The following is a 16,309-nucleotide window of genomic DNA, read 5'->3' on the forward strand; positions in this document are numbered from 1 at the left end:
AAATTAATTTTATTAATTTTCAATGTAAAGATAAAGTATTTTTAGAAGTGTGATGTCAATTATAATAGTGTTTCGGTCGGCTAATTTTTATATAATTCACGGATTTGAATTTTTTTCAAACTACCTTAATTCGAACTTCAAGTTTCTTCCAATTTAATATTCAAACGAAATGTACTTCAGTTAATTGTTCAGCTGTTAATTTTAATAAAAAGGCAGTTTGCTTTTATCACAATTTGAGAATAGTTTTTGGAAAATAAAAAGAAATAGCTAACTTTATAAAAGTTTTTACTCACCTAAATACCAAACAATTGTTCAAAAAATCCCTTTATTTTCTTCTCTTTCTATGTAGTGCTACTGCTATTTTTGGACAAATAAAAAAAGATACTATTGCACTTTCTGAAGTCACGTTGAAGGGTTCACCTATCAAAAATGCACTTCAAAATGTTGCCTCCTCCGTTTCGGTGATTACTACAGCTGACATCAATAAAAGTGACGGAATTATACTGACTCCGGTTTTAAACAAAATCCCTGGCGTTACGATGCAACAAGGCGCTTTGAATACCAACAGAATTACTATTCGTGGCATTGGCGCGCGATCTCAATATGGAACGAATAAAATAAAAGCCTATTTTGATGGGATCCCATTGAGTTCCGGGGAAGGCGAAACTACTATTGATGATATAGATTTGGTTTCAATCGAAAAAATTGAGATTATAAAAGGGCCAAACTCCACAAGTTTTGGTTCCGGTTTGGGCGGAGTGATTCAGCTGTTTTCAAGAGAAACACCTTTGTTGGAATCGTTTGGAAAATCAACGATCACTTTTGGAAGTTTTGGGTTGTTGCAGCAACGTCTTTCGGCAGGATACAGCGATTCTAAAACGAATGTATACACAAGTTTTACGGATTTGCAAAGTGACGGATTTAGAGCCAACAGTTCTTATAACAGAAAATCATTTAATCTCCAAGGCAAACAAAAAATGGCGCCCAACGGCAGTTTGTCATTTTTGGGAATTTTCACCCGATTGAAAGCTTTTATTCCAAGTTCAATAAATGAGACGGATTTAAAAAATAATCCTGAAAAGGCAGCCAGTACTTGGGCGGCAGCACAAGGTTTTGAGTCGTATGATAAATTCATGCTCGGATTGGGATACGACCATCAGTTTTCTCAGAAATGGTCCCTACAAACCAGTGTTTTTTCTAATTTTAAAGAGGCGTACGAACCCAGACCTTTTGATATTTTAGATGAAAAAACAAGTGCTGCAGGTTTTCGTTCCAACGTAAATTATAAAAACCGATTGTTTTCTTTGCCATTTGAACTGAGTTTTGGCACCGAATTATTAACGGAAAAATATCAATATTCATTATTTGAAAACGAATACCAATCACAACCGGGTCAAGGAAGTATAAAAGGTGACGAATTTAGCGCCATTAAACAAAACCGGAATTACATCAACTACTTTTTACAAATGGAATTTTGGATTTCAGAAAAGCTGCATCTGGAAACTGGAGTTGCATTAAATACAACCAAATATTCGGTAGAAGATGTTTTCGAAAATAACTCTGGCGGGCAAAAGATGCCATTTACTTTTGGAAATGTTTGGTCGCCAAGAGTTGGTTTATCTTACAAAGTAAGCAATGGAAAAAACATATTTGCATCAGTAAGCAAAGGATTTTCGGTTCCATCAGTTGCAGAAACATTGACTCCCGTGGGTCAAATAAATACGGATTTGAAACCAGAATTGGGTTGGAATTATGAATTGGGTTTCAAAGGAAATTGGCTTAAAAATAAAGTATACACGGAAGTAACGTTTTATACCACACAAATCAAAAACCTATTAGTGGCACGACGCACCGCCGATGATCAGTTTGTAGGGATTAATGCAGGGAGCAGCTCGCATACTGGGTTAGAATTCTTGGTTAATTATAAGCTGTTGGAATTAAACAAACTTCAAATTACGCCTTATTTTTCAGGAGCGGTGAATGATTTTAAATTCAAAGAATTTTTGGATGGTGATGCGAATTATTCGGGAAACCAACTTACGGGAGTTCCTGAAAAGCAATTTAATTTTGGGGTAGATTTAAACACAAAAAACGGATTTAGTATCAACTCATCTTTCCGAACGATGGGTAAAATTCCGTTAAACGATTCCAATACAAAACACAGTGAACGGTATTCGTTGCTTGATATTAAAACTACTTATGTTTTTACGATTCTTAAAATCCTAAAAACAGAGTTGAATGCTGGAGTTAATAATGCATTGGATACCAAATATGCAGCTAACATTTTGCCTAATGCAGTAGGATTTGGTACTGCTGCTCCACGTTATTTTTATCCCGGAAATCCTGTAAATTTTTATGGAGGTTTTTCAGTGTCTTATGTTTTTAGGTAAGGATGCTAACCCAAATTTTATTTTTTAATGGCGGCTACCTCTTTCTCTGTAACGATTTTGGTTTGTTTATTACCCCAAGAAGTCATCACGTAGTTCATCACATCAGCTACTTCCTGATCAGAAAGGCCCATCGCCGGCATGTTGCTATTGTACTTTATTTTGTTGACAATTATTTCGCCGCTTTGTCCAAATTTTACGGCAGTAATACTCTGATTACGCTTGTTTTTTAGCCAATCGGAGCCTGCTAGAGGCGGAAAAGTTTTAGTGTCTCCTTTGCCGTTCACACCATGGCATTGCATGCAAAAATCAGCATAAATTTCTTTTCCGGGTGACTGAAGTTTTGAAACAACAGCGGTTTCAGTATTCAAGTCAATATAGTTGTCTGTGGAAAATGGGTTTTCGAATGAGAAGCTTCCAAATACAAACACTCCAAATCCTAAAAATAATTTCGTTGTCAACATAGTTTAATTAGGTATGATTTTGAGTATTCCCTTTCCTTCGACGCCCATATAGATATAGCCGTCCGGACCTTGAGCCACATTGCGCACACGACCAATATCGGTTGCAATTTTTTGTCTGCCGATAACTTCATTGCCTTTCAGTTTTACCAATTCCAGATATTGGAACTTTAAAGAGCCTACAAGCAAATGTCCTTTCCAGTCCGGATATTTATCACTGGTAACAAATGCCATTCCGCTTGGAGCGATAGAAGGCAGCCAATAATAAATTGGTTTTTCAATCCCTGGTTTTTCGTTTTCTTTACTAATGGTTGTTCCGTCATAATCGATACCATAGGTAACAACTGGCCATCCATAATTAGCCCCTTTCTTGATGATGTTGATTTCATCTCCACCTTGAGGACCGTGTTCATGTGCCCAAATTGCTCCTGTTGTGGGGTTTTTTGCTATTCCTTGCGGATTCCGATTTCCGTAAGTGTAAATCGCTTCTTTTACTCCAGCCTGACCCACAAAAGGATTATCTTTAGGAATACTACCGTCATCATTTAATCGGTATATCTTTCCGCCATCGCGTTTGATGTCTTGGGGATTTACAAAATGTTCGCCACGCTCTCCTATTGAAAAATACAGATAGCCATCATTATCAAATACAATTCGGGAACCAAAATGCTGCCCTTTAGTGGTGTTGGGAGTGGCTTTGTAAAGCGATTCGATTTGTGTCAGACTTCCGTCCAATAGTTTTGCTCGAATGAGTTTGGTGTGACCGCCGGTGCCATCCCCTTCATCCGAAGCATACGTCATATAGATCCAGCCATTTTTTGCATAATTAGGATGTAAAGCAATATCTAATAGTCCGCCCTGTCCACGAGAATATACTTTGGGAACATTTTTAATTTCAGTTTTTGCGCTATTTTTGATATGATACAGAATTCCGCTTTTTTCAGTTACCAACATTGAGCCGTCAGGCAACCAAGTCATTCCCCATGGAATAGCAATATCAGAAGCTACGGTTTTGAGCGTATAGTTTTTTGCTTCGTCTTTGATAGCAAGATCATTTGGTTTTACTTGTGCCTCGCAACCGAAAGAAAGGAATGAAATAATCATAAGAGAGGCTAGTGCTGTTTTTTTCATGAGTATGATTTTTAATCTTTTTTTAAAAGAAATCTTCTTAAAGATAGTAAAAGAGGAATTAAAAATTCAATCAAGCATTTAATTTTGCTTAGAATTAACAAAATAAAGCGATTGGAATCCTGTTTTTGTAGCGAGAAATGAACTCAAAATTTAGAATTGCACATAAAAAACCACCTAAATAATTAGGTGGTTGAAATGTAATTTACTTATTTCTTAACGCTGTATTTTGCGGTTCTAGCGTCTTCGATTACCCCTTTCCAGTTTAATCCAAAACCAAAATCATACACATTTCCAGCAGCATCTTTATAGGGTGTCATGTCGTGAGGAACGTCTTCCAATTGTTTTTCAACAGTTGTCATGTTCAATGGCATTTGCAAAGGCAACAATCCGGAAGGTTCTGTTTTACCCGAAACAATATCCAACAAAGCTTCTATTTGTACGCCAAATTCTCCCACGATGGCATCTACTTCTTTTTCAAATTCCCCAAAAACCATTGGATTAGAAATATTCACAGACACTAATACCGGCTTTCCATTCATGGCTTTTTTAGTTTCCAGAATGGTGTTTAAATCCGGATACGAATTTGATTTTGATATTTTATTCCAATACGAACGGTTGGTAATCGTTGGGTCAATCACAGGATCTCCAGCAGCAATACTTTGCGCTCTGGCATCGACTGCGGTATAGTCTTTTAATTGCAAACTAATGGGCACATATCCATTTCCACCGGCTTCTCTATCGGCTCTACTGTATCCTCCGCTTATCGGACTTTTGATAAATACAATGGCGAAATCTGCTTTAGCAGGATCATCCGTTACCGTATAATATTTTTTAATCAATTCTAAATTAACCGGATATTCAATTTTTTCTGATGATGGTTGACCAAAAAAGTTGATTCCCGCAGGAGTAACTCTTTTTGGGATATAAACTGTCTTTCCTTTTGCAATTGGCAACGTTTTATTTTGATTTTTAATCATCACAACAGACTTCAATTGCGCGTCGTATCCTGCTTTCATAAAATAAGGTTTCCCCACAATAGCTTTGGTCTCCATAGGGTCTAAATAGGAGTTTTCGAACAATCCCACTCTGAAAATATTCAAAAGTAAACGAACCGCTGATTGCTCAAAACGCTTGCGCATGAATGGTTCACCGTGTTCTTTTATTCCCATTTGGTACGCTTCCAGCACCGGATTAATATCATTATTCCCGCCAAATTGATCGACCCCTGCCATCAAAACTTTATAATGTCTTTCGGCAATACTTAATTTTTCAACACCCCAAGATTTCCCAGAGAAAACATCAGGAGTAGGGCCTTCATCTGCAGTAATCAGCCAATCCGTACAAACGACTCCTTCATAACCGTATTGATCTCTTAATAAATCCGTAATGATGTATTTACTGAATCCGTTTCCAACATTCTCACCGTATTTTTTATCCTGACCATACGAAATTGTGTAATACGGCATCACTGCTGAGGCTTTTTTAGTACTGCCATTCAATTTAAAGGCACCCTCTGTAAAAGGTTTTAAATGGGTTTCGAAATTATTTCCCGGATACACTGCAAATTTTCCGTATGCAAAATGACCATCACGACCACCTTCTTCCGGACCTCCACTTGGCCAGTGTTTGATCATCGCATTGACACTTTGATTTCCCCATCCTTCATAAGCAGCAATCGATTTTGGTGATGTTTGAAATCCATCCACATAAGCTCTTGCCATATCTGTTGCCAGTTTTGGGTCTTCGCCAAAAGTACCCACAAAACGATTCCATCTTGGTTCTGTTGCCAAATCAATCTGTGGCGATAGCGCTGTGGTGATTCCCATGGCTCTGTATTCTTTGGCAGCAATCGCACCAAATTGTTCCGTGATAGCGGCATCAAAAGTAGCAGCTAATCCTAATTCTTCGGGCCATTGTGATATAGCTCCACCAGAACCTGCATTGTATTCGGCATCTTTATTGGCTCCATTTCTTGGGTCAGAACTATTGTTGGAAGGGATGCCCATTCCAATACCTTCTACTAATGCTTGTATATTATTATTCCATGTTGCAGTAACTATTGGACTTTCAACAGATGTCATTAGTACATGGCGTAAATTATCTTTGGTTAAAAATGCAATTTGTTGATCAGACAAATCAGATGATTTTGCACCACTTTTAGAAAATGGTTTTTCATTATAGGTTCCGGTAAACATTCCTGCTTCCTGTGCCGGAATAGCTTGATGCCTGCTGTATAACATTAATCCGGCCATTTGCTCTACCGTCATTTTAGAGGCAAGATCTTTGGCACGTTCTGCTACCGGTTTTCTCCAATCTTCATAAATATCTAACTTCCCATTTTTGTTGAGGTCTTTAAAAGCCAAGCCGTCTGCTTGTATGATTTTAATTCCTGATTTTGGAGAATATCCTAATGTTTGTCCTCCTTGGTTTTGAACAATGTTATGGGAGTCTTTAGGCGTTTCTGTCCATTTTTTTTGGGCATACGTTTGCGTTCCAACAAGTAAAAGTAACGCAGGTAATACAATTCTTTTTTTCATGTTTTGGTTCTTGTTTTTGGTAATTAAATATTTAAATTATAGTGGTTTATGTTTTGTAATATTATTTTTAAAGGGCAAAATTGTAATCGACACTCTTTTCTGTTGCTGTCGAGTTCACGAAAAGGATTTCAAATATAATAAATATGTGTCATATCAACGCAATGAGATAAAAATATTTTCTAAAAAAAGATGGAAACTCTTTAAAAATAAACTATTTAACGCTGGTTTTCACTTTTAATGTAATCTAGTGGTTTTTCAATTGCACCGAATTAAAGGGAAGTTTTTAATCGTCTTATTTTAACCGTTTTTTTAACCGTGTATTAACAAAAGGAGTTATGGAGGAGATTTTAAGAAGACAAATTGAGGAAAGTGTGCAAATAACGGATGGTGAATTTCAATTGGTACCCTCTTGTTTTTCGGTTGGTAAATGTAAAAAGCACCAATGCATTTAGGGTTAATCTACAATACAATGGAGATTGATTCTTCTTGTTTGTTCTGTTCTTTCCTTGAACAAATAGGATTTTAAAATTGTCTGTTGTCATAACTTTTGGTTTAAGTTAGACGTACAATTAGTTACGATAAAAAAATTGTTGCCTTTTAGAAAAAGAGATGTTGCCTAATATGTTGCCTTTTTTTGTAAAATAAGTTGGCAAGTTGGCAGAAGTCAAAAATTCTCTCTTCTCTACTGAATCATCATGAAGTCTTGCTTTCACTACCGCCTTAAAACAAAAAAGACCTTACATTTCTGTAAAGTCTTTTTAAAAAGCTCCCTCTCTTGGGCTCGCCCCTCGGGACAGATTAGCAGTTAAATCAAGACTTGACGTTGTTTTACTTCTATTATGATGGCCAATTTGATGCCTATTGTATTAATTTAATGTTTGTTTGTATACAAAGATAATGATGAATCTTAATTCTGATTTATTAAATGAAGATTATTTTTTAGCGAACTAGTTTTCCTTAATTTCTTCTAAAATCCTACCCCACCTTCGCAAACCCACTCACAAAAGTTTCTACAAATCCAATAATCTTACTCAAGATTCTATCACCTGTTTTCTTACGTTCCAATACTTTGGGTTTTTCACCTTCTATTAAGTCCAAAAGTTCATCTCTTAAAGGTTCACGTTCGGCAAAGAGGTAATTTTCTATTAGCTGTTCTGTTTTTTCTTCTGATAAGTTTTCTTCTTGTACCAGTAGTTTGAAGGCTTTTATCTGTTCTTCATTCCAGTATTTTTCAAATTGGTCTGGTAGGTCTTCTGTGTCTTCTATTGCGGGAAGGTTTTCTAGTATGAAACGTTCTATCAGTTCACGTTTGCTTCTCAGGTTTGCTTCTCCTGTCAGTAAATCAATGATTTCTTTTTGCTTCTTGGATTTCTCTTTTGGGTCGGCATTTTTTAAGCTTGCCAATAGTTTTAGAATATAAGTAACGTTGATTTCATCACGGTGTATTAATTCCAATTCAAAATCTACGTCTTCCAGTATGGAAACTTTTTCTTTACTATGGTCATTCTTTACTTTATCGTATAAATCGAGATACTTGCTTTTATAATCTTCAAAAAGTTGCTCGTCCATATCCAAATCTTCACCATTGAAATCGGAGAATGTGGCCAGCACGTTTTTGATACGCATTAGTTCCCGGAACGCTTTGATGAATTCTAATTCCTCCTTTTCACTTTGTAAATCATTTACGCTGTTTACCGTTGGTACAATTTTTAATAGTTCATTGACTGCTTCACTGAATTGTTGCACGTAATCCTCGTAAGGTTGCATTATAATCACGTCTATTGCGTCTTTATTAGAAAAGAGTGCAATAGCATCATCAGTTGCTTTTTTGAGGTTACGGAACACTATAATGTTTCCCTGTGATTTTTGTTCGTTCAGGATTCTATTTGTTCTGGAATAGGCTTGAATCAATCCGTGATGTTTCAAGTTCTTATCCACATACATCGTATTCAGGTTTGGACTATCAAAACCAGTTAAAAACATATTGACTACTAGGAGAATATCAATCTTTTTGTTTTTTACGTTTTTAGAAATATCATTGTAGTAATTATAGAATAAAACGCTGTCTTTGGTAGAGAATTTAGTGCCAAACATGGTATTATAATCCACAATAAATGCATCTAGCTTTTCTCTGGAATGCGAGTTTAAACCATACTTTTCAGTTGGTTCTGCTGCTATATCTAATTCTTCAGGGATAAAACCATTAGCATCTTTATCATCTTCATTGGTAGCATAACTGAAAATAGTTGCAATTTTTAAATTGTGTTTTCCTTCTTCTTTTTTGGCTTGAAGGATTTCATAATATTTAATCAGGGTTTCCACGCTACTCACACAAAACATTGCGGTGAATTCCCTGCTATGGGTTTTACGATTGTGATTGTCAATGATGTAATCAGCAATTTTGTTTAAACGCAAAGGAGATTCCATTAATTCCTTGGTATCGATGTCTTCTACTTCAATGTCTATGTTAGTTTTGCTGTCGTCTTTTTGTTTGTAACGACCCACATATTCCACGGAGAACTTTAAAACGTTCTCGTCTTTAATGGCATCTGTAATCACATATTTGTGCAAACATTCGCCAAACAACTCTTTGGTGGTGCGTTTCCCTAATTCATTCTTTACCGCATTATCAGCAAAAATTGGCGTACCGGTAAAGCCAAATAATTGAATATTATTGAAAAAAGATTTTATGCGAGTATGTGTTTCCCCAAACTGAGAACGGTGGCATTCGTCAAAAATGAATACAATTCGTTCGTCTTTTAGTTTATCCATTTTACTTAAATACTGCTTTTTACTAATGGCTGTATTTAGTTTTTGAATGGTGGTTACAATGAGTTTAGTGTCATCCGAGAACTGATTTACCAATGCTTTTGTATTGTCTGTTCCGTCGATGCTTCCTTTGCTAAAGCTATTGAATTCTTTTGTGGTTTGGTAATCCAAATCTTTTCGGTCTACCACAAAAACCACTTTTTTGACTTGTGGTAAATTCATTAAAATCTGACTGGCTTTAAACGAAGTCAAGGTTTTTCCGGAACCAGTAGTATGCCAGATATAGGCATTTTTGTTTGTGTTCTTTACCGTCTCAACCAATGCTTCTACCGCATAGTATTGGTAGGGGCGAAGCACCATTAGTATTTTGTAGGCTTCACTCAACACAATGTATTTGCATATCATTTTAGAGATATGGCACGGATCTAAAAAGTCCGTGGTAAAACCATTCAATATATTTGTCAGGCGATTGTTGGCTACATCCGTCCAATAGAAGGTTTGCTTGAACGACTGATTGCGGTTGTTAGCGTAGTATTTTGTGTTTACACCATTACTGATTACAAAAATCTGAACGTACTGGAATAAGGCTGAATTCGCTCCAAAGGAATGGCGTTGGTAGCGATTGATTTGGTTGAACGCTTCTTTAAGTTCCAGTCCACGGCGTTTGAGTTCTATTTGTACCAATGGCAATCCATTGATAAGTAGCGTTACATCGTATCTGTTTTTATAAATGCCATCGATAGATACTTGGTGCGTAACCTGAAATTGGTTTTGACACCAATGCTCCGTATTGATAAATTCAAAGTATAAATCCTCTCCATTATCTTTCAGGATGTGTTGTCTTTCTCGTAGTGTTTTTGCTTTTTCAAAAACAGATCCTTTGTTTAAAATATTAAGCACACGGTCAAACTCTTTGGCAGTAAACTCTTTCTTGTTATGCTTTTCTAGTTGTACTTTTAGATTGGTAAGCAGTTCTTTTTCGTCAACAATAGTTACGCCCGCATAACCCATTGTTTGTAATTGGGCTACTAATTGTTCTTCCAGAATTTGTTCAGGTTGTTTTGCCATTAGTTAAAATATACTTGATAATTTTCTTCTATCTCTTTTACTTCTTCGTCTGTAAGTGTGCCAAACTCTTTTTCTTTGGCTCTTTTGGATAAAGAACCGTTGTTTTGTTCTAGGAATCGAATTAGCAAAGCCACCATTTTATCAGGCATTTGATAGTTGTTGTCTAGCCACAATTTCATAGCATCGTATTTTTGTAAATACGCTACTTCTTCGGGTATTATTTTGTGAATGGTGTAATCTACACATTCGCTTAAGAACTCTGCTTGTAGCGTAGCATCAAAATAACGATAGAAATCTATGGTGTCGTTCAGTACGTTTACGTTATTATCCTTGGTTTTCTCCCATTCAATAAAGTCCAATAGCGGATGCGAATAGTTTTCTAATACTTTTCGATAATCTTCTATTCGTTCTAAAATAGAAGCAGATACTGGAAAAATTATCCCTTGCGGACTGTATTTCATTGCGGACAATAAATGGTGAATTATGTAGCGGTGTATTCTGCCGTTTCCATCAACAAATGGATGGATGAACACAAATCCAAAAGCGATTGCAGTGGCGGTTAATAAGGGATGAAATCCTGTGGTTTCCATTTGTTTGGAAGCTTCCAGCAATCCGTTCATCAGTTTTTCAATATCTGCCTGTTTCGATGAAATGTGTTCTGGAATTGGTTCACCAGTAGTTCTGTCATGTTCACCAACAAACCCGCCTTCGGTACGATACCCCATGGTTACAAACTTGCTGTTTTCAATTACAATTTGTTGTAGTCGATACAATTCTTCTTTGCTTAATGGTTTGCTTCCAGCTTGTCCAATGGCTTTTCCCCAGCGAAGTGCTCTGTTTTGTGTTGGGTTTTCCCCTTCAATGCTAAACGAAGCTTTGGAATCTTTCAACAATAAAAAGGAGGAGGTTCTTAAAAGTACATCCTTGTGTATTCCTTTAATAACGGTGTTAATGTTTTCCGTGCTGTTTTTGTCAAGGTAACTTTCCAGTTTTGGGGTTTTGAAGATTAACGGACAAAAATCAACGGTTCCAGGTAGGTTGTTCTTGATGCGGTGGCGACTTGAATTGATGGGTACAGGCGAAGCGAATTGCAGTTCTTCATCTACCAGCGGAATAAAGTTTTTTATGGTCAGGTCTGGAATAGGGAGTTGTTCCTGCAACAGCCATTCGTATAAAAACCATATTTTTCGGCTGTATTGTCCAGTTGGTTCGCTTTGTATTATGTTTTTAATTTCTTCTTTTGAAACAGATTGAAACAGTTTTTTAAAGAATAACAAGTTTATTCCTTCGTATTTTAATGCAAAAACGAGGTGCTTGTACAGCGTATCTTCAATAGCATTTCGGGAAGAAAACACTTTCCAGTTCTCATTTTCATAACTCCTTCTTTTCTCACTAATAAGCGACAATCTGTTTGGAAAAGGCATAGCCAATCCCAGTCCTTCTATTATAGCACCGTAACCCACTAATATTCCCTCTTCAGGTGCTTTGAGTCCGTGAAATACACTTGTTTTAAGTGAAAAACGCTTATTATTCATAGTATTAGTGAAAAATGGTTATTCAAATATAATGGAAAAATAGGTTTTTTGTTGGAAAAATAGGTTTAATATTTATTATTTAAGGAAAAACAGGTTTTTTAATTTTGGAAAAACAGGTTTTAGTTGTGAAAAACAGGTAAAAAACAACAATTTTTCGGAAAAACAGGTATGCAATCATACAAACATTCCCTGTAACAATCCTTTTTTCCAAACTTCCGTATTCGTTAGCTGTGCCTGACAATGATTGATTTTGTCATCAATGGTAGAGAGAAAAGTAGCGATTTTGGTTTGTTCTTCTAAGCAAGGAATTAGAATATCTATTGGCGCAAATTTAGAAATCCAATGTCTTTCATGTCCTCCAATTTCATAATTCATAATTTGCATTGCTTCGTAAATGAATTTAATGTCAATACCCTCGCGAGCAACTAATATTTTCATTGCTGAAGATTTTGCTTTAAACGGAAAATCAACAAATTGTGTTGCGGTTGTAAAATCATCAAATATTATTACTGGCAAATTGTTTTCAAAGATTCCATTTGTCTCATTTGTATATCCTAAAATGAATGTCTTACCTGCGGTTAACACAGGTGTGGCAAATGAATTGTCGTATTCTGTACTTGAAACCAAATATTTAGTGGGTTGTAAATAATCTAAACATTCCCCCAACTTCTTCTCCTCCCAATCCGCAAAAGCATTCCCATTATCTTGTCTGAACCTTGATTTATGGGATTTTCCTGATTGTCCAGATTTTTGTTGGATTGAATTATCAAAATCCTTTTCATCCTTTAAATCAAGTGAATCAGGGTTCGGACTGAATATCTTTTGCATCACGCCTTTTTTGTATTGCTCTAAAAGGCTTTTCTTTTGCTTCAAGGCTTGTAATTTTTCATCTACTTTCGTTAGGAATGTGGCGATTTTTTGTTGTTCTGGGAGGGTGGGGAAAGCAAGAGACATACTTCTAATACTTTGAAAGTTTAATCCTTCCCGACCACTTCCCGTTTGTAAACTGGTAAATATATTTTGACCTTTTTCAGAAGAAAATATTGGTTGTATAAAATAAGGTTCATTTTCTTTATTCAATCTAATAATACAAACGTGTTGATTAACATTTCCAACAGTGAAATTGTTAGGAACTACACAACTTCTACCTAAAGATGCTCCTGTAATATTTAATAGAATATCGTTTGCCTTAACAACACTATTTTTCATTGTGTTATTAATTTTTTCTGTTATGAAAGTTGAATTTTCAAAAGATAATTTGCTGTCTAAAACATTTTGACTTCTAATAAATAAAATCCCTTTTTCAACATAAACAGATTCACCTCCTAAAGGAGTTTTTCCACTGTTCACTTTTTCTGTTATTTTACCCAATTTCTTCAATTCCCATTCTCCTTTAAACTCAGGAAAACGCAAAGTGGGTGTTTTTTTTAGTTTTTCCATCATCATTGTTTCAATAGATTAAGAATACGCACAACTTCTTCATTCATTTTAGAAAAAGCAAAACATTTTTTGCCCAAATCTTTAAGCGATGCACCAATATGATAGAGTTCAGTTTGATCAATGATTATAAAGCGGTCGTGTGCCACTGCCAGTTCGTGTATTTTTATGTCGGGATATTGAGTGTTGTGTTTTAGCAAGTCCGTTGCCAGTTGCTTGCCAATGGTTTTGGTATAAATAGTTGCCGTAGTGCCAGGTTCTCTTTTTGCGAGCAATTTCAACACGGTATCATCTACATAATTATCAATCAATTGTATGGAAGTTTTTGCACTTCGTACCAAATCAGAAACAAAAGTCCAGGCATCAAATACCTGACCATCAAAAAACAATCCTTTTTCCGCAATAGTACTTTTACTTTCCAAAGCCTTAAATACTTTGTCAAACTTATCGTCATTTTCAATAAGTCTGCTTTCAAATTTATCCAAACGTTGAATTAAACCCGCATTTTGACTCAGCACTTTACGCATTTCTACAAAAGCATCCATTATCAAAATACTTATTTTTATGGCCGTTTCACTTCGCAAAACAGCCGAAAGCATGGCTATACCTTGTTCTGTAAAAGCATAAGGCAAATATCTGCTGCCACCGTGTTTCCCACTTGAGGTCACAATTTGTGACCTCAAGTTTTTAAACCGGTCACAATTTGTGACCAGTTCCATGTTTTCCGTTTCGGTTAATTGAAATCTGAATTTGTCAGGAAATCTTTCAATATTTCGTTTAACAGCCTGATTCAAAACTTTCGTATCCACTTGATACAATTCGGCTAAATCACGGTCTATCATCACTTGAATTCCTTGAATGGTAAAAATTCTATTTTCTACCTCATCATTTATATAGGGTTTTACTTTTGTCATTTTATACTTATTTAATTGTGGCAAAAGAACTTTCTATCAGAATTTTTAATTATACCGAATTCAGTACGATTTAAATCTGGATTATAAAAGACTTCCCAATCTCCATTAAATTCAACGGCAGTTGTTAAGTAATCCTTAACAACTGAATTTGATTCTAACTCCTTCTCTTTTAATATTTTAGATATGTGCATACTGATGTTTGGCACAGAGGTGTCAAAAAGTTCTGCCAATTGATTTTGGTTCATCCAAGCATCACCGTCTCTAGTAAAAAGTGCTACCTCAGCTTTGCCGTCAACTGTATTGTAAATAATAATGTCTTGTTTTTCCATCTTAAAAAGGGGTTGCAATATTCAATTGTTTACAGAAATCAGCAAGGATTTTATCGGTATTGGCAATTTTTGTGTCCAGTGCTTTTATATCATTCGCAATAGCGTCAATGTCAATGCTGTCTTCCGCTTCAAATGTATCTACATAACGCGGAATGTTCAGGTTGTAATCGTTGGTGGCAATTTCTGCCAATGTAGCACGTTTGCTGTATTTATCTTCCTCGGTACGATTGCGGTAGGTTTCAATGATTTTATCAATGTGTTCTTCTCGTAATACGTTTTGGGTTTTTACCTTTTCAAAATGTTGGCTGGCATCTATAAATAAAACATCTTCCGGGTTTTCACGGCATTTTTTATACACCATAATACACGTAGGAATGCTTGTGCCATAAAAAATATTAGCAGGCAACCCAATCACGGCATCCAGATAGTTGCGGTCTTCAATCAAGTATTTACGAATGTGTTGTTCTGCTCCACCACGAAACAAAGCTCCGTGTGGTAATACTAATGCCATAGTTCCGTTTTCAGCCAGATGGTGAATCATGTGTTGTACAAAAGCAAAGTCAGCTTTACTGCTTGGTGCTAACTTACCGTACTGGCTAAAGCGGTCATCACTTGTAAACAAAGGATTTGCGCTCCAATTAGCAGAGAAAGGAGGATTAGCAACAATAGCTTCAAATTGTTTGTCTAAATGTTGTGGGTGTTCCAAAGTGTTTTCCTGTTTAATGTCAAATTTGCGATAATGTACATCGTGCAAAATCATGTTCATTCTCGCCAAGTTATAAGTAGTACGGTTCATTTCCTGTCCGTAAAAGTTAGACACTTCACTTACTTCTTTGGCAACACGTAATAACAATGAACCAGAGCCACAGGTAGGATCATAAACGGATTTTAGTTTGCTTTTGCCAGTGGTAACAATCTTAGCTAATATTTTACTGACTTCTTGTGGTGTATAGAATTCACCTGCTTTTTTACCTGCTCCACTGGCAAACTGTCCAATGAGGTATTCGTAGGCATCACCTAAGACATCGAGTTCTGTGTTTTCGAGTTTAAAGTCAATTTGGTCTAAATGAAAAAGGACTTTTGAGATAATGTCATTTCTCGCTTCAGGTGTTTTTCCTAGTTTAGTACTATTCAAATCCATATCCTCGAAGAGATTGTCAAAATCATCTTCGCTCTCTGTACCCATCGTACTTTGTTGGATATTAATCAGGATTTTTTGCAGGTCTTCTATAATAAAACTGCTCACGCCTTCCACATCGCTATTTCCACGTTTGGCAATTTCGCTAAAGAGTTCATTGGGTTTCAGGAAGTATCCTAATTTGTCTAATGATTCTTCTCTAATGGCTTCAATGTATTCCTTTCCTTCGGGAGTGGTATCATCAATAGTTCTGAATTTTAATCCGTCTTGTTCCAGAATAGAATTGGCGTAAAGCTCCATTTTCTCAGCGAGATACTTAAAGAAAATAAATCCTAATATGTAATCCCTGAATTCATCTGCATTCATTTTCCCACGAAGGGTATTGGCAATATTCCAAAGTTGTTGTTCTAACTGTTTTTTCTGGTCTTCTGACATTCTATGAGGCTCTATTATTTTATCCGCTAAAGTATTGAAAAATTAATTAGTACTATTGAGGAAATCCGTATAAGAGTAGGATTTTTACAGATTTCTAAGCCATAAGTTGGTTTATCTTAGTTAGAGTGCAAATTCCAGTGATATTGACAATTTGGCTGTAAGGATAAA

Annotated in this window: 11 protein-coding genes; 1 reads left to right on the forward strand and 10 read right to left on the reverse strand. The window is 36.0% G+C overall.

Going from position 1 to position 16,309, the window contains the following annotated elements; genetic code table 11:
• The first annotated feature begins 308 nt into the window (after positions 1–308).
• The gene (locus E0I61_RS02365) at positions 309–2,390 is read left to right on the forward strand and encodes a TonB-dependent receptor family protein (RefSeq protein WP_132069145.1); all 2,082 of its coding nucleotides are present in this window, start codon (positions 309–311) and stop codon (positions 2,388–2,390) included.
• Between the two features lie 17 nt (positions 2,391–2,407).
• On the opposite strand, the gene E0I61_RS02370 is transcribed toward E0I61_RS02365, so the two are convergent.
• From E0I61_RS02370 to E0I61_RS02415, 10 genes are all read right to left on the reverse strand, one after another.
• Positions 2,408–2,851, reverse strand: coding sequence for a c-type cytochrome (locus E0I61_RS02370; RefSeq protein WP_132069147.1), 444 nt, complete (start codon positions 2,849–2,851; stop codon positions 2,408–2,410).
• A gap of 3 nt (positions 2,852–2,854) precedes the next feature.
• Positions 2,855–3,979 (reverse strand): PQQ-dependent sugar dehydrogenase, encoded by a 1,125-nt coding sequence (locus tag E0I61_RS02375; protein WP_132069149.1) that lies wholly within the window; start codon positions 3,977–3,979, stop codon positions 2,855–2,857.
• Positions 3,980–4,185: 206 nt separating this feature from the next.
• A complete protein-coding gene (locus E0I61_RS02380; RefSeq protein WP_132069151.1) occupies positions 4,186–6,516 on the reverse strand; it encodes a glycoside hydrolase family 3 protein in 2,331 nt (776 codons plus the stop codon).
• Between the two features lie 347 nt (positions 6,517–6,863).
• Positions 6,864–7,058 carry a hypothetical protein gene (locus E0I61_RS02385; protein ID WP_131990702.1) on the reverse strand — a complete coding sequence of 65 codons (195 nt, stop codon included), beginning with the start codon at positions 7,056–7,058 and terminating at the stop codon, positions 6,864–6,866.
• 433 nt (positions 7,059–7,491) lie between these two features.
• Positions 7,492–10,353: a type I restriction endonuclease subunit R gene (locus E0I61_RS02390; RefSeq protein WP_132069153.1), complete on the reverse strand. Its 2,862-nt coding sequence runs from the start codon at positions 10,351–10,353 to the stop codon at positions 7,492–7,494.
• Positions 10,353–11,888, reverse strand: a complete 1,536-nt coding sequence (locus E0I61_RS02395; protein WP_132069155.1) for a Fic family protein — start codon at positions 11,886–11,888, stop codon at positions 10,353–10,355. The genes E0I61_RS02390 and E0I61_RS02395 overlap by 1 nt, the downstream gene beginning before the upstream one ends.
• Positions 11,889–12,062: 174 nt before the next feature.
• Positions 12,063–13,328: a restriction endonuclease subunit S gene (locus tag E0I61_RS02400; RefSeq protein WP_165930167.1), complete on the reverse strand. Its 1,266-nt coding sequence runs from the start codon at positions 13,326–13,328 to the stop codon at positions 12,063–12,065.
• Between the two features lie 2 nt (positions 13,329–13,330).
• A complete protein-coding gene (locus E0I61_RS02405; protein ID WP_132069159.1) occupies positions 13,331–14,239 on the reverse strand; it encodes an ORF6N domain-containing protein in 909 nt (302 codons plus the stop codon).
• An 11-nt stretch (positions 14,240–14,250) separates the two neighbouring features.
• Positions 14,251–14,568, reverse strand: a complete 318-nt coding sequence (locus E0I61_RS02410) for a hypothetical protein (protein WP_235832051.1) — start codon at positions 14,566–14,568, stop codon at positions 14,251–14,253.
• A gap of 1 nt (position 14,569) precedes the next feature.
• Entirely contained in the window at positions 14,570–16,141 is a 1,572-nt protein-coding gene (locus tag E0I61_RS02415) for a type I restriction-modification system subunit M (RefSeq protein ID WP_132069161.1), read from the reverse strand.
• Between the last annotated feature and the right edge of the window lie 168 nt (positions 16,142–16,309).

This window comes from Flavobacterium ranwuense (assembly GCF_004349315.1).
Taxonomy (GTDB): Bacteria; Bacteroidota; Bacteroidia; order Flavobacteriales; family Flavobacteriaceae; genus Flavobacterium; species Flavobacterium ranwuense.